The sequence below is a fragment of the Micromonospora sp. NPDC007220 genome (assembly GCF_040634035.1).
Taxonomy (GTDB): Bacteria; Actinomycetota; Actinomycetes; order Mycobacteriales; family Micromonosporaceae; genus Micromonospora; species Micromonospora reichwaldensis.
This window is the reverse complement of record NZ_JBEYEU010000004.1, coordinates 59,639-79,335: the sequence shown is the minus strand read 5'-3', so window position 1 is coordinate 79,335 and position 19,697 is coordinate 59,639. Positions and strand designations below refer to the sequence as shown.

Below are 19,697 nucleotides of genomic sequence, written 5' to 3'. Positions count from 1 at the left end.
CGCGTCACCCGCCCTGGGCGGCGCTGAGCACCTCGACGCGGTCGCCGTCGCGCAGCACGGTCGCCGGCCAGCCCGTACGCGGCACCACCTCCCCGTTGACCGCGACGGCGAGGCCGCGCTGCTGGTCGGTGACCACGCGGACCAGGTCCGCCACGGTCGAGCCGCCGGGCAGGCTGCGCCCGGCACCGTTCACCGTCAGTTCCACGTGTGCTCCTCCTCGGTCGACAGGGGGCCGGACCGACCATCGGCGGCCATGACGCCCGGTTCCCCGCCGGACGCCCGCATCGCCCCGGCCACCGGCACCGCACCGGTCGCCGGCGTCGCGCCCACCACCGGCCCCGACCCGGCCGCCCGCGTCGCGCCGGACCCCGGCGCCGGCTGCCCGGGCCGCTGCTGCGGGTCGCGGAGCCCTGCTGCCGGCGGCACACCGGCCACCGGCGGCGGGAACCGGGCCGGGGTGAAGGGGGCGAGCAGTGGGTCCGCCGCACCCGTGACGACCAGCTCGGCGATCAGGTCGGCGGTGACCGGGGTGAGCACGATGCCGTGCCGGTGGTGTCCGGTGGCGGCGACCACGTCGGGCCGGCCGGGCAGCGGGCCGAGGATCGGGGCGTTGTCGGGGGTGCCGGGGCGCCGGCCGGCGAGTGTCTCCACCAGGTCGTACTCGGCCAGCTCGGGCAGCAGGTCGACGGCGGCGCGGAGCAGGCGCAGCACCGCCCCGGCGGACACGTCGGTGTCGGAGCGCTCCTCGACGGTCGCGCCCACCACCACCTCCCCGTCGGCGCGGGGCACGAGGTAGACGTGCTCGCCGTCGGCGTACCCCCGGATGACGTGCCGGAAGCCCGGCGCGCCGCCGCCGGGCGCGTGGAGCCGGACCACCTGCCCCTTCACCGGCCGCACGGGCAGCCCTGTCAGGGCCGCCGCGCCGCAGCCGGCCGCGACCACGGTGACCGCGGCGTCCACGTCGGACAGGGAGCGCACGGCGGCGGGCACCAGCGTGGCGCCGGCCCGCTCGGCGGCCGTGCGCAGCGCGGGCACGAGCCGGCGCGGGTCGACCTGGTGGTCGGTTTCGGCGAGCGCGCCGCCGCGCACCCGGGGTGCCAGCGCCGGCTCGCGGTCCCGCAGCGCCGTGGGGCGCAGCGGCGTCACCGGCAGCCCGATCCCCTGCTGGTACGCCCACAGCCGCCGCGCCTCGGCCAGGTCGTCGGCGGTCAGCCCGACCATCAGCGTGCCCTCGGTCCGGTAGCCGACGTCCACGCCGGCGGCGGCGGTCAGCTCGGCGGCGAACGCCGGCCAGCGGGCGGCGGAGGCGGTCAGCAGCCCGGTCAGCTCGTGCTCGCCGAAGTACGCCTCGGCGACCGGGGCGAGCATCCCGGCGGCGACGTGGGACGCGCCGGAGCCCGGGGCGGGATCGTGCACGACGACCCGCAGTCCGCGCTGCGCGCAGCGCCAGGCGATCGCCAGCCCGACCGGTCCCGCCCCCACCACGGCGACGTCCGGTCGGTTCAGCACCCCAGCGCTCCCAGCAGCTCCGCCGTCGCCCGACCCGGATCCGCCGCCCCGGAGAGGGCCCCCACCACCGCCACCCCGTACGCCCCGGCGGCCAGCAGCGCGGGCACCCGCGCGGCGGTCACGCCGCCGATCGCGACGACCGGCACGTCTACGGCGTCGGCGACGGCGCGTACCCCGGCCGGGCCGATCGGCGCCGGCAGCCCCGTCTTGGTGCCCGTGGCGTGGCAGGGGCCCACGCCCAGGTAGCTGGCCCCGGCGGCGACCGCCTCGGCGGCCGTCCCCGGCTCGCGGGCGGTGGCGCCGAGCACGGCGGTCGCGCCGAGCACCCCGCGGGCCGCCCCGACCGGCAGGTCGTCCGCGCCGACGTGCCCACCGGCGGCACCGGCCGCCAGCGCCACGTGCAGCCGGTCGTTCACCAGGCAGGTGACGTCGTACGGGGCACAGAGCGCGACCACCCGACGGGTCAGGTCGTACGCCTCCCGGTCGGTGGCGTCGTCCTCGACGCGGACCTGCACGACCAGTTCCGCGCGGGCCACCGCGAGGGCGGCCCGCAGCACGGTGAGCGGGTCCCGCCCGGGTCGGGTGTCGGTGATCAGATGCAGTCGCCCGAGGGACGGCACGGCAACACTCCTCCCTGCGCCGGCATTACCCGGATCAGGTTCGACGGTCGGGGGCTGACAGCCCCCCTCTCAGCCCGGTCCACCGGGCTCCCGTGGGTCACTTGCGGGTGTCACCGTACGACGGATCGCCGGATCCGCCAAGGTCAGGACGCGGATTTCACATCGACAGCCCGAACCCGAGGGACGGGGCGGCGCGTGACCGTCCCGTCACGCGATGCCGTCCGGATGCCCTCCGCCGCCCGGGTACCACCCCGCCTGGCCTTCCTGCCGTTCCGGGCCAGCGCCGCGATCGCCGACGGCCTCCTGACCCGGACGATGCTGCGCGGGCCGTCCTGGCAGCGCCTCCTGCCCGACGTCCACGTGCACCGTGACGGCTATCGGGCGGACGACCACCGGATGTGGTGCGACGCGGTCGCACTGTCGCTGCCGGTCGGCGGGGCGATCGCCGGCCGCAGCGCCGCGTACCTGTGGGGCGTCGACCTGCTTCGCCGGGACGCGCCCGTCACCGTGCTGCTGCCACGCGCCGCGCGGATGCGCGCCCACCCCCGTCTTCGGGTGAACCGGTCGGTGGTGCCGGATTCCGATCGCACCCGCCTCGGCGGGCTGCCCGTCACCACTCCCCTGCGCACCGCCTTCGACCTGGGCCGCCAGGCCCCTCGGGACGAGGCCCTGGTCGCCGTTGACGCGCTGCTGCACCGCCGGGTGGTGCAACTCGCCGCACTACGCGCGTACGCCGACGCACGGCCCGGCTGGCCCGGCCTGCCCCTGCTGCGGAAAATCCTGGCGCTAGCGGAGCCGCTGGCCGAGTCCCCGATGGAGACCCGCCTACGGCTGCTCCTGCTCGACGCGGGGTTGCCACCCGCGATCGCCCAGCACGACGTTCGTAACGCCGACGGGCGCTTCGTCGGCCGGGTGGACCTGGCGTGGCCGACCCTGCGCGTCGCGGTCGAGTACGACGGCGACCACCACCGCGAGCGCGCCCACTTCCGCCAGGACGTCGCCCGACTGAACGCCCTGCGCGCGGCCGGCTGGATCGTCCTTCGCTTCACCGCCGACGACGTGCTCCGACACCCCACCCGCACCGTCGCCCTGGTGAGCCAGGCCCTCCGCGAGCGCCACCCCTCCGCCTGACCCCTCGCCGCCAAACCACGGCCAACCAGCCACCCCGGCAACCGGCCACCCCCGGTGGCCGGCCACCCCGGTAGCCGGTAGGTAGGCCGGGGTGGCCGGCCGAGTAGCCGGGTGGCCGGCCGCCCTACCCGGTGGCCGGCCGGCCCGGTGGAACACCATGGGTGCCTCCGCCGCCCCTTGACACCCATGACGTTCCACCGACGGGTGCGGTAGGGGTGTGTCCCCCGCTCCCGGGCATCGGCACCGGCACCGGCACCGGCACCGGCACCGGTGGAACATGGCGGGTGTCTCCGAGGCCCGGTGACACCCGTGACGTTCCACTCAGCCACCCACAGACCCCACAGCCAACGGTCGCCGGGCGACGGGTAGCGCACCGCCACCGGTGCCGCACCGCCCCCGGTGCCGCAGTGCTGCGGCGCCCGGACGGCGTCGACGTGGCTCAGAAAGTCGCGCGCAGGGCTTCGAGGTCCTCGTCGGTGGGCTGCCAGGTGCCCGCCGCCGCGTTGGCGCGTACCTGCTCGGGCGTGGTGGCGCCGGCGATCACCGAGGTCACCGCCGGCTGGGCGGCCAGCCCGCCGATGGCCACCTGGAGCATCGACAGCCCGCGCTCGGCGGCGTACGCCTCGATCGCCTCGATGGTGTCCCAGTCGGCGGCAGCGAGCCGCTGGGCGTACCGGCCGCCACCGGCGAGGCGGCTGCCGGCCGGCGGGGCCTCGTTGCGCTTGTACTTGCCGGTGAGCAGCCCGTTGGCGAGCGGGAAGAACGGCAGCAGCCCGAGGCCGAAGCGCTCGCACGCCGGCACCACCTCGGCCTCGGCGCCGCGCTCCAGCAGGCTGTAGTGGTTCTGTGCGCTGATGAACCGGGATCGGCCGTTCGACGAGGCCACCCAGTCGGCGTCGGCGATCTGCCAGCCGGCGAAGTTGGAGTTGCCCAGGTAGCGGACCTTGCCGGCGCGGACGAGGTCGTCGAGCGCGGCGAGCGTCTCGTCGATCGGGGTGCCCGGGTCGGGTTCGTGCATCTGGTAGAGGTCGATGTGGTCGGTGCCGAGCCGGCGCAGCGACGCCTCCACCGCCCGGGCGATGTAGCGGCGGGCGCCCCGGGCGCCGAAGTCGGGGCCGTTCATCCCGTTCATGTCCATGCCGAACTTGGTGGCCACCACCACGTCGTCGCGCCGGCCCTTGAGCGCCTGGCCCAGCAGTTCCTCGGAGCCGCCCTGCGGCTCTCCGTAGATGTCGGCGGTGTCGAAAAAGTTGATCCCGGCGTCGAGCGCGGCGTCGACCACCGCCCGGGTGCCGTCGAGGTCGAGCTTGCGGCCGAAGTTGTTGCAGCCGATGCCGACCACGGACACCACGAGCCCGGAGTCGCCCAACCGGCGGTAGGTCATCTCAGTCACGTGATCCACCCTATGCCCGCCAGCCCGGCGTACGCCGCAGACCACAAAGCCCCACCACGGACGCACAGGCTGCGAAGCCCACCACGCAGCCGGCGACGCCGCGCACGGGCCGCGAAGCCGCCCTACGTCTCGTGGACCGTGGACCGTCAGTCGAGCACGTCGGCGACGAGCCGGCGCGCGGCGGCGAGCGTGCCGGCCAGCTCGTCCGGCGTGTGCCCGACCCCGCCCAGCAGCGCCTGCGCCCGCCCGGTGAAGTCGGGCGGCACGCCCGGCAGCCGCCCGGCGGAGGCGATCATGCCCTTCTCGTTGACCAGCCACCGCCCGGCCCGGGCGTGCAGCACCTGGGCGAGTACGCCGACCACCCGGAACAGGCAGCCGGCCACGTACCCGCTGTCGCCGGCCACGGCGGCCTTGGCCGCGCCGCCGATCAGGAAGCGGGCCTCCCAGCCGCCGGCGGTCAGCGCGTCGGCCAGGGCGGGCGGGTACGCGAGCGTCTCCTCCCGCAGCGCGGTCAGCTCACCGGTCGGGTCGCCGAGCACCCGGCAGTACGCCACCTCGCCGGCGTAGGCGGGTGAGTAGAAGCCGAGCGGATGCCCGGCCTGCACGCCGACCTCGTAGCGGCCGGCCCGGCAGTCGGCCCAGATCCGGTGCACCCGGTCGAGGTCGCGGTAGATCCAGTCGACGGCCGCCCCGCCGACCCGCAGCCATCCGCCACCGTCGACCCAGGGGCCCCACCCACCGGGCGGGGTCAGCTCGACCGCCTCGTCGGCCACCGAGGCGGCGACGGCGCGCAGCCCCGGCACGTCCAGCTCGCCCCGGTAGTAGAGGCCGAGGTCCCAGTCGGAGTCGGGCCGGTGCTCGCCCCGGGCCCGGCTGCCGCCGAGCGCGACGGCGACGACCCCGTCGACGGCGCAGAGGCGGTCGGCCAGGTCGGTGGGGATCACGCCACGTCCCAGACCGGCTCCGGTGTCTCCACCACCTCGTTGTCGCCCCGGAAGAGCACGAACCGGTCGAAGGTGCGGGTGAACCAGCGGTCGTGGGTCACCGCCACCACGGTCCCCTCGAACGCGGTCAGCCCGGCCTCCAGCGCCTCCGCCGAGGCCAGGTCGAGGTTGTCGGTGGGCTCGTCGAGCAGCAGCAGCGTCGCGCCGGAGAGCTCCAGCAGCAGCACCAGGAAGCGCGCCTGCTGACCGCCGGAGAGCGTGCCGAAGCGCTGGTCGCCCTGCCCCGCCAGCTCGTACCGGCTCAGCGCCGCCATCGCGGCGTGCCGGTCCATGCCGGTCCGGTGCTCGTCGCCCCGCCAGAGGATCTCGACGAGGGTCTTCGTCATCAGTTCCGGCCGGTCGTGGGTCTGCGAGAAGTGCCCGGGGCGCACACGCGCGCCGAGCCGGGCCACCCCGTCGTGCACCACCGGCGCGAGCGCGGCGGCGCCGTCGACCGGCCCGTTGGCCGGGTCGGGGTCGGTGCCGCCCCGGGCGAGCAGCCGCAGGAAGTGCGACTTGCCCGTGCCGTTGGCGCCGAGCACCGCGACCCGGTCGCCGTACCAGATCTCCAGGTCGAACGGGAAGGTCAGGCCGTCGAGCTCCAGCTGGTCGCAGATCACCGCGCGCTTGCCGGTCCGCCCGCCGGTGAGCTGCATCCGGATGTCCTGGTCCTTCGGCGGTACGGGCGGCGGCCCGGCCTCCTCGAACTTGCGCAACCGGGTCTGCGCGGCCTGGTAGCGCGACGCCAGCCCGTCGTTGTACGCGGCCTTCTGCTTGTACATCAGCATCAGCTCGCGCAGCTTCTGGTGTTCCTCGTCCCACCGCCTGCGCAGCTCGTCGAGGCGGGCGTGCCGGGCCAGCCGGGCGGAATGCCAGCTCGCGAAGCCACCCGGGTGCACCCAGGCGCTGCCGCCCTCCACGGCGACCACCCGGTCGGCGGTCTGGGCGAGCAGTTCCCGGTCGTGCGAGACGTAGAGCACCGACTTGGTCGACTCCCGCAGCCGCCCTTCCAGCCACCGTTTGCCGGGCACGTCGAGGAAGTTGTCCGGCTCGTCGAGGAGCAGCACCTCGTCGGGGCCGCGCAGCAGCAGTTCGAGGGCGAAGCGCTTCTGCTGGCCGCCGGAGAGGGTCCGGACGGGTCGTTCCCGGGCGCTCTCCCAGGGCAGACCGAGCACGATGGTGGCGACCGTGTCGAAGAGCACCTCGGCGTCGTACCCGCCGACCTCGCCCCAGGCCGCGAGCGCGTCCGCGTACGCCAGCTGGGCCTTGCCGGCGGCGGTGCTGTACTTGCCGCGGACCTCGGCGGCGCGCATGGCCTCCTCGGTCTCGACCAGCCGGCGGCCGGCGTCGCGCAGCACGGGCGGGGCCAGCGACAGGGCCAGGTCGGCCAGCGTCGACTCGTCGCCGATCATCCCGATGAACTGGCGCATCACGCCCAGCCCGCCGGCGCGCGCGATCGCGCCGGTCTTCACCGGCAGGTCCTCGGCGACCATCCGCAGCAACGTCGTCTTGCCCGCGCCGTTCGGCCCGACCAGGGCCACCTTGGCACCCTCACCGACCCGGAACGACACGTCGGAGAAGAGCTCCCGGCCGTCGGGAAGGATGTGCCCGACCGCTGCCACGTCCACGTATCCCACGTCGGCATCCTGCCCGAGCACGGGCCGGGCGGCCCAATCAATTACCGGGTGACCCGCAGCACCCGGTAGCCCTTCTGGCTGGCGTGGCGCCCCACCTGCCAGCCCTGCTCGACCAGCCAGCGCTGCAACGAGTCCCCGCCGAGATAGCGGGCCACCACCAGCCAGGCGACGCCGTCCGTGGCGAGCCGGGGCAGCCAGCGCAGCAGGATCGCGTGCAGCTCGTCCTTGCCGACGTGGATCGGGGGGTTGGACCAGATCTCCGCGAAGGTCAGCTCGGCGGGTACGTCGTCCGGCGCGGCGACGCGTACCCGGTCGGCCGCGCCGACCCGGGCGGCGTTGGCCGCGGTGAGTTCCCGGGCCCGTTCGTTGACGTCGACGGCCCACACGGTCGCCGTGGGGGCGGAACTGGCGAGTACGCAGGTGATCGGGCCGAAGCCGCAGCCGAGGTCGAGCAGGGCGCCGGTGGACCCGGCGGACGGCAGGTCGGCCTTGCGCAGCAGCACCGCCGTGCCGGGGTCGAGGCGGGCGGCGGAGAAGACGCCGGCGGAGGAGGCCAGGGTGTAGTCGCGGCCGGCGACGGAGAACTCGACCTCGCGCGGGTTGGCGGCGGTCGTGGGTTCAGCGGTGAAGTAGTGTTCGCCGGTCACGTCGGCAATTCTCGCACCGCCGCCGGCCACGCCAGCGCGGACCCGGCAGGCGGGCGCGACCCCGCTCGACACAGGCCCCGCGGCGCGGATCCCCAACACGAGCCGAAACGACTCCGCCCACAATTTCCCATTATTCGCACCTAAAGGGACAATGCCTCCTACTCTGGGCGGCATGGTGTATCGGTACGAGTCCGATGAGGACGCATTCATGGAGTACCCGGAGCCCGGGTCCGACGGGCCGGTGCTCGGTGCCGGTCCGCCTCCCCCGGCCGGCCCCTCCCCGTCCCGCTTCCCGACGCCGTCGCTGCCCCGTGCCAACCGGATCGCGCTGCCCTCCGCCGCGCCGGAACCGGTCCGCGCTGCGGCGCAGGTGTCGCCGCCGCCCTCCGCCGCGCCGGAGCCGGTCCGGGCCGCGGCGCAGGTGTCGCCACCGCCGTCCGCCCACGTGCGGACGCCCGCCGAGGGGCAGTCGCCGGCCCGGCCGCCCGCGCCGGTCGAGCCTCCTCCGCCGGTCGAGCCCTCTCCGCAGGTCGAGCCGGCCGCGCCGGTCGAGCCGCCGCCCTCAGCCGGGCGGTCGCAGCGGGGTGGCGGTGGCAGGTTGTGGCAGGTCGTGGTCGGCGGCGCGGCCGTCCTCGCGCTGCTGGCGCTCTGCGGCCTCGGTGCCGCCGCCCTGCTGGCCGAGCGCAACGGGACGCCGCAGAACACGCCCACGTCCCGACCGGAGGCGGCCGAGTCCGCCGACGTCGGGGCGCAGCCGCTCGACTCGCGGGACACCGACCAGGCGCCGCTGACCGCCAAGGAACTCTTCCCCGGCAAGCAGCTCGTCGTCGCGGACGGGGAGCCCGCCTACAAGGTGTTGAAGAGCCAGTCCAGCGCCGCCTGCGCGGTGGCGGCCACCGGTGAGGTCGCCGACCTGCTGGTCCGCCTCGGCTGCACCCAGGTGGTCCGGGCCACGCTGCGGACGCCCGACGGCGGCCACCTCGTCACCACCGGCTTGTTCAACCTGACCGACCGGGCCAACGCCGAACGCGCCCGCGACCGGATCCGCCTGCTGCTCGACGAGCGCGAGGGCCGGTTCCGGGGCATGGCGGCCGACGAGGACAGCGCGGCGATCGCCACCGCGCCGGCCCGCGTCGGCTGGCAGGTGCGCGGCCACTACCTCGCGTACGCGGTGGTCATCCGCAGCGACGGCGAGACGATCGGGTCCGGCGACACGAAGGCCCGGGAGATCCTCTTCGACATGATCGAGCTGCACCTCAATCGGGGCGTGCTGGAGCGCCGGGCGGACGGCGGCACGGCCGGCCAGCCGACCGACGAGGGCGCGAGCGACACCGGCAGGCAGGACGGGGGCGACTGACCGGGCCGCGACGGCGAGCGCGCGCAACGGGTACGTGGGCCACGGCCGCGTACCCGTTCCGCGTCCCGCCCCCGGCCACCTACGTCCGGAGCTCGACCCGGTGTGCCCGCAACAGGTCGAGCATCCGGTCGTGCGGCACCGCGTGCTTGACCCGCCCCTTGACCCCGACGGTGGTGCGCGCCATGAACAGCGAGTTCAGCAGTGCCTCCTCCACGGCCTCCAGCACCGCCGCGAAGACCGGCTCCAGGTCGGACTCCGGCGCCGTCGGTGCCTGCGTGTCGGCGGTGGAGAACGCCAGGGCGTAGTCGCCGCTGCCGCCGGCGAAGTCCGAACCGACCCGCGCCATGGCGAAGACGGCCCGACGGGCCACCCGACCCAGTTGCCGCGCGTCGAGGCGGCCGTCCGTGGCGACCACGATGACGCAGGAGTTCCCCGGTTGCTCCGGCCGGCCCGGCAGCGACAGGCTCGGCACTCCCACCTGCTCGGGGCGGATCGGCACCCCGCACACCTGTAGCAGGCCGGAGAAGTTGGACTGCACCAGCACACCGACGGTGACGGAGCCACGGGAGGTCGTGGCGAGCCGCGAGGACGTGCCGATGCCGGCCTTGAAGCCGAGGGCCGCCGTGCCCGTACCGGCGCCGACGGCACCCTCCGCTGGCAGTCCGCCGCGGGCCTCCGCCAGCGCCGCGAGGACGTGCTGCTCCCGCACCGGCCGGGCCCGGATGTCGGACAGGAACCCGTCGTTGGTCTCCGCCACCACCGGGTTCAGCGACTCGGCCGTCTCCCGGCCCGGCTGCCCGAGCATGTACGTGACCAGCGCGTCCGCAGCCCGGAACGTCGACAGCGTCGCGGTCAGCACCACGGGCGTCTCGATCTCGCCCAGCTCGGCCACCTGGGTCGAGCCGACCATCTTGCCGTGCCCGTTGCCCACGAACAGCCCCGCCGGCAGCGACCGACGGTCGGTCAACTGGTCCGGGACGATCGCCGTCACCCCGCTGCGGATGCTGTCCCCCTCGACCAGCGTGGTGTGGCCCACCCGCACGCCGGGCACGTCGGTGACGGCGTTCAGCGGTCCCGTCGGCAGCGTCCCGACGACGATGCCGAGGTCCCGTCCACGGCGAGGTTCCTGCACGGCTTCCGCTCCTTGACGCTCGACGATGCTCTGCCGGGTGCCGGGAGGCAGGCCCCGGGCGGTCAGCCCTCCACGGGTACGCGCAGCCGGCGGGTCGCCTCGGCGCGGTGGGCGTACTCGGCCGGGTCCTCGGGGTAGCCGACGGCGACCAGGGTCAGCCCGTGCGCCGGTGCCACGGTCACCTCGCTGGAGCGTTCCCGGTGTACGAGCAGGCTGCCCGGCCACTCGACCGGCCGGCGCCCGTCGCCGGCGACCAGCATGGCGCCGACGAGGCTGCGCACCATCGCCTGGCAGAACGCGTCGGCCTGCACGGTGGCCACGAGGATCCCGTCCGGGTCCCGCCGCCAGTCCAGCCGGGTCACCTCGCGCAGCGTGGTGGCGTTCTCCTTGCGCCGGCAGTACGCGGCGAAGTCGTGCTCCCCCACCAGCCCGGCGGCGGCGGCGTTCAGCGCGGCCAGGTCGAGCGGCTTCGGCCAGGCCAGGATCTCGTGCCGGCGCAGCGGCTCGGCGCCCCACGGCGCGTCGGTCACGCGGTACTCGTAGCGGCGGAAGGTAGCCGAGAACCGGGCGTCGAAGTCGGCGGGCACCTCGGCCATCGCGCGTACCCGGACGTCGGTGGGGAGCAGCCGGGCCAGTCGGCGCAGCAGCCGTCCGTCGTGCTCCCGCCACACGGCGGCCGGCAGGTCGAGGTGGCAGACCTGCCCGGTGGCGTGCACCCCGGCGTCGGTGCGGCCCGCCACGGTCAGGCCGGTCGCCGTACCCGCGCCGAGGACCAGGTCGAGGGTCTCCACGAGCACCCCGGCGACCGTGCGCCGGGTGGGCTGGGCGGCCCAGCCGGAGAAGCCCGACCCGTCGTACGCGACGTCCAGCCGCAGCCGGGTGCGCTCGTCCACTCGTACCTCCGCCTCACGGGGTCGGGCCCGGCACCCCACGAGGGGTGCCGGGCCCGACGGTGGCCTGGATCAGGCCTTGTCGTTCTCGCCGGCCTCGTCGCTGTCCTCGCGGGCGGCGGCGGTGTCGCCGGACGCCGACACGGGCGCCTCGGCGTCCTGGTCGCCCGAGTTCGACTTCGGGGCCTCCTCGGCCGGGGCGAGCGCCTCGACCTTGTCCTGCTGCGCGGCCTTGCGGGCGGCGGTCTTCTTGTTCGCCTTCGGCTCGGCGACCTGAAGCTCCTCGACCAGCTCGATGATCGCCATCGGCGCGTTGTCACCCTTGCGCGGACCGGTCTTCACGATCCGGGTGTAGCCACCGTTGCGGGTGGCGAACCGGGGGGCGATCTGGTCGAACAGGGCGTAGACCACGTCCTTGTCCTTGACGACGCCCAGCACCCGCCGGCGGGACGCCAGGTCGCCGCGCTTGGCCTTGGTGATGAGCTGCTCGGCCAGCGGACGCAGCCGCCGGGCCTTCGTCTCGGTGGTCTTGATCTTGCCGTGCTGGAACAGCGCAGTGGCCAGGTTGGCCAGCATCAGCCGCTCGTGCGCGGGGCTGCCGCCGAGGCGGGGGCCCTTGGTGGGCGTGGGCATGCTTGGTGCTCCTCAGGTGTGGCGGCAGCGCGGACTAGAGCTGCTCGGTCTCGCGATAGTCGTCGGTGTCGTAGTCGGCCTCGCCGAAGGCGTCCACGACGTGCGCCGGGTCGAAGTTCGGGGCCGAGTCCTTCAGCCCCAGACCCATCCCGGCGAGCTTCATCTTGACCTCGTCGATCGACTTCTGACCGAAGTTGCGGATGTCGAGGAGGTCGGCCTCGGTACGCCCGATGAGCTCACCAACGGAGTTGATGCCCTCGCGCTTGAGGCAGTTGTAGGAGCGGACGGTCAGGTCCAGCTCCTCGATCGGCAGCGCCAGGTCGGCCGCGAGCTGGGCGTCCTGCGGGGACGGCCCGATGTCGATGCCCTCGGCGGTCTCGTCCAGCTCCCGGGCCAGACCGAACAGCTCCACCAGCGTCGAGCCGGCGGAGGCCAGCGCGGTACGCGGGCCCATCGACGGCTTGGTCTCGACGTCGATGATCAGCCGGTCGAAGTCGGTCCGCTGCTCGACACGGGTCGCCTCGACGCGGTACGTCACCTTCAGCACCGGCGAGTAGATCGAGTCGACCGGGATCCGGCCGATCTCGGCGCCGGCCTGCTTGTTCTGCGCCGCCGTGACGTAGCCGCGACCCCGCTCGACGGTCAGCTCCATGTCGAGCCGGCCCTTGCCGTTGAGGGTGGCGAGCTTCAGGTCCGGGTTGTGCACCGAGACGCCGGCCGGCGGCTGGATGTCGCCCGCCGTCACGTCGCCCGGGCCCTGCTTGCGCAGGTACATGCTGACCGGCTCGTCGTGCTCGGAGCTGACGCAGAGCTCCTTGATGTTCATGACGAGCTCGACCACGTCCTCCTTGACACCGGGGATCGTGGTGAACTCGTGCAGCACGCCGTCGATCTTGATCGAGGTGACCGCCGCACCCGGGATCGACGACAGCAGCGTGCGCCGCAGCGAGTTGCCCAGGGTGTACCCGAAGCCCGGCTCCAGCGGCTCGATGGTGAACCGGGACCGGGTCTCGTTGATCGACTCCTCGGAGAGAGTCGGTCGCTGGCTGATGAGCATGTCTTCTCTTCTCTTCCGGGGCGCCCGCCATATGACGCCCACGACAAAGTGTTCCGGTGGCCCGCCCCGGAAGGGCGGGCCACCGCAACGAGCTCCGACTACTTGGAGTAGAGCTCGACGATCAGCTGCTCCTGGACCTGCGTGTCGATGACCTGGCGGGCCGGGAGCGAGTGCACGAGCACCTTCATCTGGCTGGGGATAGCCTCCAGCCACGCCGGAACCGACTTCGAGCCGGCCTGAGCCTGCGCGACGATGAACGGGGTGAGCTCCTTGCTCTTGCCCCGGACCTCGATGATGTCGTGCTCCTTGACGCGGAACGACGGGATGTCGACCTTCTTGCCGTTCACGGTGAAGTGACCGTGCTTGACGAGCTGGCGGGCCATGTCCCGGGACTGGGCGTAGCCAGCCCGGTAGACCACGTTGTCCAGCCGCGACTCGAGGATCTGCAGGAGAACCTCACCGGTCTTGGCCTTCTTGCCCACGGCCTCTTCGTAGTAGCCGCGGAACTGCTTCTCCAGCACGCCGTACACGCGGCGGGCCTTCTGCTTCTCACGGAGCTGGAGCAGGTACTCCGTCTCCTTCGTGCGGCCGCGGCCGTGCTGCCCGGGCGGGAACGGCCGGGACTCGAACGGGCACTTCGGACCATCGCACTTGCTGCCCTTGAGGAACAGCTTCATCTTCTCCCGCCGGCAACGGCGGCAGTCAGCACCGGTGTAACGAGCCATCTCTCTCTAACCTCTCAGACCCGGCGACGCTTCGGCGGACGGCACCCGTTGTGCGGCTGCGGCGTGACGTCGGCGATCTGCCCGACCTCGAGCCCGGCTGCCTGCAGCGAACGGATGGCGGTCTCCCGGCCGGAGCCGGGTCCCTTGACGAACACGTCGACCTTGCGCATGCCGTGCTCCATCGCCCGACGCGCGGCGGCCTCGGCGGCCAGCTGCGCGGCGAACGGGGTCGACTTGCGGGAGCCCTTGAAGCCCACCTGGCCCGAGGAGGCCCAGGAGATGACCGCACCGGTCGGGTCGGTGATCGACACGATGGTGTTGTTGAAGGTGCTCTTGATGTGCGCCTGCCCGTGGGCGACGTTCTTGCGTTCCTTGCGCCGGACCTTCTTGACAGCGGCTCCGGCACGAGCCTTCGGTGGCATAAGTCTGTGCGCTCCTAGTTGACTTTCCGGAACGGACCGCGAGATCCGGGCCTGCCTCGATCCGACATAGACCCGGATTCCGGTTTACGTCCTACTTCTTGCCGGGCTTCTTCTTGCCGGCCACGGTCCGCTTCGGGCCCTTGCGGGTCCGCGCGTTGGTCTTGGTCCGCTGGCCACGCACGGGCAGGCCCCGGCGGTGCCGGATACCCGCGTAGCAGCCGATCTCGACCTTGCGGCGGATGTCAGCGGCGACCTCGCGGCGCAGGTCGCCTTCAACCTTGTAGTTGCCCTCGATGTGGTTACGGAGCTGGACCAGCTCCTCGTCCGTGAGGTCCCGGACGCGCTTGTCCGGCGAGATGCCGGTGGCAGAGAGCGTCTCCAGGGCCCGGGTGCGACCCACGCCGAAGATGTAGGTGAGCGCGATCTCCATCCGCTTCTCGCGGGGGAGGTCGACGCCGACTAGACGTGCCATGTGCGGGCGTACTCCTCGTGATGTTCTGGCGGAGGTGTGGACCCGTCCCACCCCGCTACCGACCGTTCCGCCACCGGCGTCGTGCGCCGGCGACCAGGTCGGTCGCTGCCCGAGCGGGCCCCGGCCTCCGACCGGGGGTCAACCACGATGAGGTACGCGACGCGCACCGCCCGCGGCTGGGACGAGCATGTGATTCGGTGTCTGGATCTGCGGCCCGGACCGATTTCGACCGACCGTTGTCACACGGCCGGCCGGAACTGGTTCAGCCCTGGCGCTGCTTGTGGCGCGGGTCGGTGCAGATGACCATGACCCGGCCGTGCCGGCGAATGACCCGACACTTGTTGCAGATCCTCTTGACGCTCGGCTTGACCTTCACGGTTGCCTTACTTCCCATCTGGCCCGACGACGCGCCGAGGCGCGACACCGGACGTCGAAGACGGACACGGGGACGTCCCGGCCGCCGTCAGGCTTACTTGTAGCGGTAGACGATGCGCCCGCGGGTCAGGTCGTACGGCGAGAGTTCGACGACGACCCGGTCCTCCGGCAGGATGCGGATGTAGTGCTGCCGCATCTTGCCGCTGATGTGAGCCAGCACCTTGTGGCCGTTCGCGAGCTCCACCCGGAACATGGCGTTCGGCAGGGGCTCGATGACCCGACCCTCGATCTCGATGGCTCCGTCTTTTTTCGGCATGTCCTCCGCTGTCCTGACGTCGGTTACTCCGGACGGCCCACAACGTCTTACACGGGCCACCGATCAAGATCAGCTTGCCCGCGCCAGCCGCGGCTCCGACTCCCACCGAAGCGCAGGATGGGCATGCCGGAGTGGACGCTGTGCGCCGATCAGAAAGTGTACGCCCGCCTGCGGGCCGTCGCCAAACCGGCCGGGAATCGGTGCGTCGAACCGGACGGAACGGGCCATTCACACCTCGGCGTCGGCCCCGCCGGGCCGGCCCTCCCGCTGGGCCGCCCGCAGCTCCCCCACCGGGCTCCGGTGCCCCTCCTCGGCGGCAGCCAGCTCGCGCTTGCGCGCCCGCTTGGCCCGGCGGCGCTCGCGCCGTCGCTCCCGCTGCTCAGCCTCCCGCCGCGGCTCCCCGCTGACGAGGCCGGCGACCGTGCGCACCACGAGCACCCCTCCCCACGGCCCGGCCACCCAGACGGGCCAGAAGTAGAGCAGGTCCGTGGAGAGCGCGGACGTCACCGCCCAGACGGTCACCGTGATCGCGACCACCCGCAGGTACGGCAGCCAGACCTCGGCCAGCCACCGGGCCGTCACGGACGAGGTCGCCGACGACCGGACACCCTCCGCCGGCGACGGGACGGTCTCCGGCCGCGTGGCGAGCTCCGACGCCGCCGGGGACGCCGGCGCCGGCAGGTCGATCACCAGCGCGTCCAGCTCGCCGTAGGTGCGCGCGGCGTACGCCCGCTGCAACCGCTCGTCGTACTCGTGCAGGTCCAGCCGGCCCTCGTCGACGGCCACCCGCAGCCGCTCCGCCACCGCCTGGCGGTCGGCGTCAGCGGCCCGCATCCCGTCGCGTCCCTCCATGCCCGCAAGCATGCCACCGCTCCACCAGCCACTGCCCCTCCCGCCGCTGCGCGTCCGGGACCCGGTCGGGCGCCCCGGCCGGCGGTCGGGGCGGCGGCGCGTCGGAGCCCCGACTCGTGCCGGTCCGGCATCGCGCAGCCGGGCCCCGCGACTCCGGCCCTCGGTGCGGTCGCCCTCCGGCCCCTGTGGGGCGGTCGCCGTCCGGGCCCTCGGGTCGAGTCGCCGTCGAGGCCCTCGGTGCGGTCGCCCTCAAGCCCTCGGTCCGCGTCGCCGTCCAGGCCCTCGGTGCGGTCACCATCCGGGCCCTGGGGCGGTCGCCGTCGAGGCTCTCGATGCGGTCGCCCTCAAGCCCTCGGTCCGCATCGCCGTCCAGGCCCTCGGTGCGGTCACCATCCGGGCCCTGGGGCGGTCGCCGTCGAGGCCCTCGATGCGGTCGCCGTCCAGGCCCTTGAGGCACGTCGCCCTCCGGCCCCTTGGGCGGCTGGTGCGTGCCTCAGAGGGCGGGAGGACGGGATGCGGCGCCCGGCGGAGCGCTGCTGGGGCTCAGCGAGCCGGCGAGTCCGCAGGCTGCCGGGAGGTGACCAGCTCGCCCAGGCGGGCGCGCCCGCCGTCCGGCGCGGTCAGCACCCAGACGCCGTCCGGGAGCAGCGCCATCGTGTGCTCGACGTGCACCGCCATCGACCGGTCCCGGGTGATCACGGTCCAGCCGTCGGAGAGCTCGACCGTCCGGGGCGAGCCCATCGTGATCATCGGCTCGATGGCCAGCGCCATGCCCGGCACCAGACGCGGACCCTTGCCCGGCCGCCCGTGGTTGAGCACGTGCGGGTCCTGGTGCATCTCGGTGCCGATGCCGTGCCCGCCGTAGCCGTCGACGATGCCGTACCGCCCGCCCTTGCGGACCGCGTCCTCGACGGCGTGCGAAATGTCGGTGAGCCGGCCCTTGCCGCTGGCCGCGCCGCGGGCGGCTGCGGCGATGCCCGCCCACATGGCGTCCTCGGCCACCGACGCCATCTTCAGCAGCGCCGGTTCGACCTCGCCCACTCCGACCGTGATGGCGGCGTCGCCGTGCCAGCCGTCGAGCACCGCACCGCAGTCGATGGAGATCATGTCCCCGTCGCGGAGCACCTGCCGCGCCGACGGGATGGCGTGCACGACCTGCTCGTTGACCGACGAGCAGATCGACGCGGGAAAGCCGTGGTAGCCCTTGAAGGAGGGGGCGGCACCGGCCTCGCGGATGGTCGACTCGGCGATGGCGTCCAGGTCGGCGGTGCTGACCCCTGGGGCAACCGCCTCCCGCATCCGACGCAGCGCCTCGGCGACCACCAGCCCGGCGGCCCGCATCTTCTCGATCTTGTCAGGGGTCTTCAGCTGGATGTCCAGCTGGGGACGACGCATGGAGCCGTTACCTTTCGTTGCAGATGCCGAAGAGCGGGGCACGTCAGGCGTACCCCGCTCTTCGCACTCTATCCGCCGGAACCCGGCGGGACGTCAGCCGCCGTACGAGCGCAGGGCGTCGATGGCGCGGACGGTGACGTCCTCCACCGGGCCGGTGGCGTCGATGCCCACCAGCTTGCCCTGGGCGCCGTAGTAGTCGACCAGCGGCGCGGTCTTGTCCGCGTACTCGCGCAGGCGGGTGGCGATGGTCTCCGGCTTGTCGTCGTCGCGCTGGAACAGCTCGGCGCCGCACCGGTCGCAGATGCCGTCACGCGAGGTGGCGTCGAACTCGACGTGCCAGATCTTGCCGCACCCCCGGCAGGTACGCCGACCGGAGAGCCGCCGGATCACCTCGTCGTCGTCAACGACCAGCTCCAGCACCAGGTCCAGCGCGGTGCCCAGGTCGGCGAGGAGCTTGTCCAGCGCGGCGGCCTGCGGCGTCGTGCGCGGGAAGCCGTCGAGCAGGAAGCCCTCGGAGGCGTCCGGCTCGGCGAGCCGGTCCCGCACCATGTTGATGGTGACCTCGTCGGGCACCAGCTCGCCGGCGTCCATGTAGCGCTTCGCCTCGACGCCGAGCGGGGTGCCCTGCGAGACGTTCGACCGGAAGATGTCGCCGGTCGAGATCTTCGGGACCGAGAGGTGCGCGGCGATGAACTCGGCCTGCGTGCCCTTGCCCGCACCCGGCGGGCCAACCAGAACGAGTCTCATCTACCGCAGGAACCCTTCGTAGTTCCGCTGCATGAGTTGGCTCTCGATCTGCTTCGTGGTCTCCAGACCGACGCCGACCATGATCAGCACAGCGGTGCCGCCGAACGGGAAGTTCAGGTACTGCTGCTTGTCCAGCCAGATGAAGAAGAAGTTCGGCAGGATCGAGATGATGCCCAGGTAGAGGGCGCCCGGCAGCGTGATCCGACTGAGGATGAAGTCGAGGTAGTCGGCGGTCGGCTTGCCCGGGCGGATGCCCGGCACGAAGCCGCCGTACTTCTTCATGTTGTCCGCGACCTCGGTCGGGTTGAACGTGATCGAGACGTAGAAGTACGTGAAGAAGATGATCAGCAGGAAGTAGACCGCGATGTAGATCGGGCTGGTCGGGTCCACCAGGTTGTTCTGGATCCACGCCTGCGTCTTGCCCGGGTTGTTCTGGTCGAAGAACTGCAGCGCCAGCTGGGGCAGGTAGAGCAGCGAGGAGCCGAAGATGACCGGGATGACACCCGCCTGGTTGACCTTCAGCGGGATGTAGGTCGAGGTGCCGCCGTACATCCGCCGGCCGATCATGCGCTTGGCGTACTGCACCGGGATCCGGCGCTGCGCCTGCTCGATGAAGGTGACCGCGGTGATGACCACCAGGACCAGCGCGATGACGAGGAGGAACTTGCCCCAGCCACCGGTCTGCTTGATCTGCCAGCCCTCGCTGGGGAGCCGGGCGGCGATCGAGGTGAAGATCAGGACGGACATGCCGTTGCCGACGCCGCGGTCGGTGATCAGCTCACCGAGCCACATCACCACGCCGGTGCCGGCGGTCATCGTCATGACCAGGAGGCTGAGGGTCAGCCAGTCCGGGATCCCGGTCCCCTCGGGGATGATCGGGAACTGGTCGCACTGGTTGTTGAAGAGCTGCCCGGAGCGGGCCAGCGCCACGAACGCCGACGCCTGGAGGACACCCAGGCCCAGGGTCAGGTAGCGGGTGTACTGGGTGATCTTCGCCTGGCCGGACTGGCCCTCCTTGCGGAGCTGCTCCAGCCGGGGGATCACCACCGTCAGCAGCTGCAGGATGATCGACGCTGTGATGTAGGGCATGATGCCCAGCGCGAAGACCGAGAGCTGCAGCAGCGCGCCGCCGGAGAAGAGGTTGAGCAGGTTCATCACGCCCGTGGAGCCGTTCTCCATGGCGTCGATGCACTTCTGGACGTTGCCGTACGAGACACCCGGGCTGGGCAGCGTCGCCCCGAGCCGGTAGACCGCGATGATGCCTACTGTGAACAGCAGCTTCTTGCGCAGGTCAGGCGTACGGAACGCACTGAGAAAGGCGGACAGCAACTTCTTCCTCCTGCGCGAGGCGGGCCGCCGGTGATCCCTGGCGGGGCGGGTTGGGTGCCGGGCGAGTGCCCGATA

General features: G+C 73.0%; 22 protein-coding genes and 1 riboswitch. Of the genes, 2 read left to right on the top strand and 20 right to left on the bottom strand.

Annotation, left to right across the window (positions count from 1 at the left end; all coding sequences use genetic code 11):
* Nucleotides 1-4 precede the first annotated feature (4 nt).
* The 3 genes from thiS to thiE form a co-directional block, all read right to left on the bottom strand.
* The gene (gene thiS, locus ABZ573_RS10945; RefSeq protein WP_358117464.1) at nt 5-205 is read right to left on the bottom strand and encodes a sulfur carrier protein ThiS; all 201 of its coding nucleotides are present in this window, start codon (nt 203-205) and stop codon (nt 5-7) included.
* A complete protein-coding gene (gene thiO, locus ABZ573_RS10940; RefSeq protein WP_358117460.1) occupies nt 196-1,509 on the bottom strand; it encodes a glycine oxidase ThiO in 1,314 nt (437 codons plus the stop codon). Before thiO ends, thiS begins: the two co-directional genes overlap by 10 nt.
* On the bottom strand, nt 1,503-2,129 hold the full coding sequence (gene thiE, locus ABZ573_RS10935; RefSeq protein WP_358117457.1) for a thiamine phosphate synthase: 627 nt from the start codon (nt 2,127-2,129) through the stop codon (nt 1,503-1,505). The genes thiO and thiE overlap by 7 nt, the downstream gene beginning before the upstream one ends.
* Nucleotides 2,124-2,232: riboswitch (TPP riboswitch) on the bottom strand. It overlaps the preceding gene by 6 nt.
* A gap of 92 nt (nt 2,233-2,324) precedes the next feature.
* Here thiE and ABZ573_RS10930 point away from each other — a divergent pair.
* On the top strand, nt 2,325-3,260 hold the full coding sequence (locus ABZ573_RS10930) for a DUF559 domain-containing protein (RefSeq protein ID WP_358117452.1): 936 nt from the start codon (nt 2,325-2,327) through the stop codon (nt 3,258-3,260).
* A 439-nt stretch (nt 3,261-3,699) separates the two neighbouring features.
* On the opposite strand, the gene ABZ573_RS10925 is transcribed toward ABZ573_RS10930, so the two are convergent.
* From ABZ573_RS10925 to ABZ573_RS10910, 4 genes are all read right to left on the bottom strand, one after another.
* Complete coding sequence (locus ABZ573_RS10925; protein ID WP_327029595.1) at nt 3,700-4,662, bottom strand: aldo/keto reductase; 963 nt, start codon at nt 4,660-4,662, stop codon at nt 3,700-3,702.
* Nucleotides 4,663-4,799: 137 nt separating this feature from the next.
* Nucleotides 4,800-5,597: a nucleotidyltransferase domain-containing protein gene (locus ABZ573_RS10920; RefSeq protein ID WP_358117449.1), complete on the bottom strand. Its 798-nt coding sequence runs from the start codon at nt 5,595-5,597 to the stop codon at nt 4,800-4,802.
* Nucleotides 5,594-7,273, bottom strand: a complete 1,680-nt coding sequence (locus tag ABZ573_RS10915; RefSeq protein ID WP_151457535.1) for an ATP-binding cassette domain-containing protein — start codon at nt 7,271-7,273, stop codon at nt 5,594-5,596. Before ABZ573_RS10915 ends, ABZ573_RS10920 begins: the two co-directional genes overlap by 4 nt.
* A gap of 41 nt (nt 7,274-7,314) precedes the next feature.
* Nucleotides 7,315-7,920, bottom strand: coding sequence for a methyltransferase (locus tag ABZ573_RS10910; protein ID WP_358117445.1), 606 nt, complete (start codon nt 7,918-7,920; stop codon nt 7,315-7,317).
* Nucleotides 7,921-8,092: 172 nt separating this feature from the next.
* On the opposite strand from ABZ573_RS10910, the gene ABZ573_RS10905 reads away from it, so the two are divergent.
* On the top strand, nt 8,093-9,277 hold the full coding sequence (locus ABZ573_RS10905) for a hypothetical protein (protein WP_358117442.1): 1,185 nt from the start codon (nt 8,093-8,095) through the stop codon (nt 9,275-9,277).
* Between the two features lie 79 nt (nt 9,278-9,356).
* Here the strand turns inward: ABZ573_RS10905 and ABZ573_RS10900 are convergent, their stop codons facing one another.
* From ABZ573_RS10900 to secY, 13 genes are all read right to left on the bottom strand, one after another.
* On the bottom strand, nt 9,357-10,409 hold the full coding sequence (locus ABZ573_RS10900) for a P1 family peptidase (RefSeq protein ID WP_225852014.1): 1,053 nt from the start codon (nt 10,407-10,409) through the stop codon (nt 9,357-9,359).
* Nucleotides 10,410-10,471: 62 nt separating this feature from the next.
* A complete protein-coding gene (truA, locus tag ABZ573_RS10895) occupies nt 10,472-11,302 on the bottom strand; it encodes a tRNA pseudouridine(38-40) synthase TruA (protein WP_151453336.1) in 831 nt (276 codons plus the stop codon).
* A gap of 69 nt (nt 11,303-11,371) precedes the next feature.
* Nucleotides 11,372-11,932 (bottom strand): 50S ribosomal protein L17, encoded by a 561-nt coding sequence (gene rplQ, locus ABZ573_RS10890; RefSeq protein WP_132230911.1) that lies wholly within the window; start codon nt 11,930-11,932, stop codon nt 11,372-11,374.
* A gap of 34 nt (nt 11,933-11,966) precedes the next feature.
* Nucleotides 11,967-12,989 carry a DNA-directed RNA polymerase subunit alpha gene (locus tag ABZ573_RS10885; RefSeq protein WP_013735931.1) on the bottom strand — a complete coding sequence of 341 codons (1,023 nt, stop codon included), beginning with the start codon at nt 12,987-12,989 and terminating at the stop codon, nt 11,967-11,969.
* A 98-nt stretch (nt 12,990-13,087) separates the two neighbouring features.
* Complete coding sequence (gene rpsD / locus ABZ573_RS10880) at nt 13,088-13,714, bottom strand: 30S ribosomal protein S4 (protein WP_327029600.1); 627 nt, start codon at nt 13,712-13,714, stop codon at nt 13,088-13,090.
* A gap of 14 nt (nt 13,715-13,728) precedes the next feature.
* Nucleotides 13,729-14,136, bottom strand: a complete 408-nt coding sequence (gene rpsK, locus ABZ573_RS10875) for a 30S ribosomal protein S11 (protein WP_020513613.1) — start codon at nt 14,134-14,136, stop codon at nt 13,729-13,731.
* A 91-nt stretch (nt 14,137-14,227) separates the two neighbouring features.
* Complete coding sequence (gene rpsM, locus ABZ573_RS10870) at nt 14,228-14,608, bottom strand: 30S ribosomal protein S13 (protein WP_088998365.1); 381 nt, start codon at nt 14,606-14,608, stop codon at nt 14,228-14,230.
* Between the two features lie 262 nt (nt 14,609-14,870).
* Nucleotides 14,871-14,984, bottom strand: a complete 114-nt coding sequence (gene rpmJ, locus ABZ573_RS10865) for a 50S ribosomal protein L36 (RefSeq protein ID WP_012184307.1) — start codon at nt 14,982-14,984, stop codon at nt 14,871-14,873.
* 93 nt (nt 14,985-15,077) lie between these two features.
* Nucleotides 15,078-15,299, bottom strand: a complete 222-nt coding sequence (gene infA / locus ABZ573_RS10860) for a translation initiation factor IF-1 (protein WP_007073013.1) — start codon at nt 15,297-15,299, stop codon at nt 15,078-15,080.
* A 228-nt stretch (nt 15,300-15,527) separates the two neighbouring features.
* Nucleotides 15,528-16,151, bottom strand: a complete 624-nt coding sequence (locus tag ABZ573_RS10855) for a DUF1707 domain-containing protein (RefSeq protein WP_358117435.1) — start codon at nt 16,149-16,151, stop codon at nt 15,528-15,530.
* A gap of 543 nt (nt 16,152-16,694) precedes the next feature.
* A complete protein-coding gene (gene map / locus ABZ573_RS10850) occupies nt 16,695-17,546 on the bottom strand; it encodes a type I methionyl aminopeptidase (protein ID WP_358117432.1) in 852 nt (283 codons plus the stop codon).
* Between the two features lie 93 nt (nt 17,547-17,639).
* A complete protein-coding gene (locus ABZ573_RS10845; RefSeq protein WP_151453332.1) occupies nt 17,640-18,293 on the bottom strand; it encodes an adenylate kinase in 654 nt (217 codons plus the stop codon).
* A complete protein-coding gene (secY, locus tag ABZ573_RS10840) occupies nt 18,294-19,622 on the bottom strand; it encodes a preprotein translocase subunit SecY (protein WP_132230908.1) in 1,329 nt (442 codons plus the stop codon).
* Nucleotides 19,623-19,697: the final 75 nt, after the last annotated feature.

Excerpts from the sequence above, each read along its gene's own strand:
- ABZ573_RS10905 (WP_358117442.1), top strand. The coding sequence starts at position 8,093 with ATGGTGTATCGGTACGAGTCCGATGAGGACGCATTCATGGAGTACCCG.
- rplQ (WP_132230911.1), bottom strand. The coding sequence starts at position 11,932 with ATGCCCACGCCCACCAAGGGCCCCCGCCTCGGCGGCAGCCCCGCGCAC.
- ABZ573_RS10885 (WP_013735931.1), bottom strand. The coding sequence starts at position 12,989 with ATGCTCATCAGCCAGCGACCGACTCTCTCCGAGGAGTCGATCAACGAG.
- rpsD (WP_327029600.1), bottom strand. The coding sequence starts at position 13,714 with ATGGCTCGTTACACCGGTGCTGACTGCCGCCGTTGCCGGCGGGAGAAG.
- rpsK (WP_020513613.1), bottom strand. The coding sequence starts at position 14,136 with ATGCCACCGAAGGCTCGTGCCGGAGCCGCTGTCAAGAAGGTCCGGCGC.
- rpsM (WP_088998365.1), bottom strand. The coding sequence starts at position 14,608 with ATGGCACGTCTAGTCGGCGTCGACCTCCCCCGCGAGAAGCGGATGGAG.
- infA (WP_007073013.1), bottom strand. The coding sequence starts at position 15,299 with ATGCCGAAAAAAGACGGAGCCATCGAGATCGAGGGTCGGGTCATCGAG.
- ABZ573_RS10855 (WP_358117435.1), bottom strand. The coding sequence starts at position 16,151 with ATGGAGGGACGCGACGGGATGCGGGCCGCTGACGCCGACCGCCAGGCG.
- map (WP_358117432.1), bottom strand. The coding sequence starts at position 17,546 with ATGCGTCGTCCCCAGCTGGACATCCAGCTGAAGACCCCTGACAAGATC.
- ABZ573_RS10845 (WP_151453332.1), bottom strand. The coding sequence starts at position 18,293 with ATGAGACTCGTTCTGGTTGGCCCGCCGGGTGCGGGCAAGGGCACGCAG.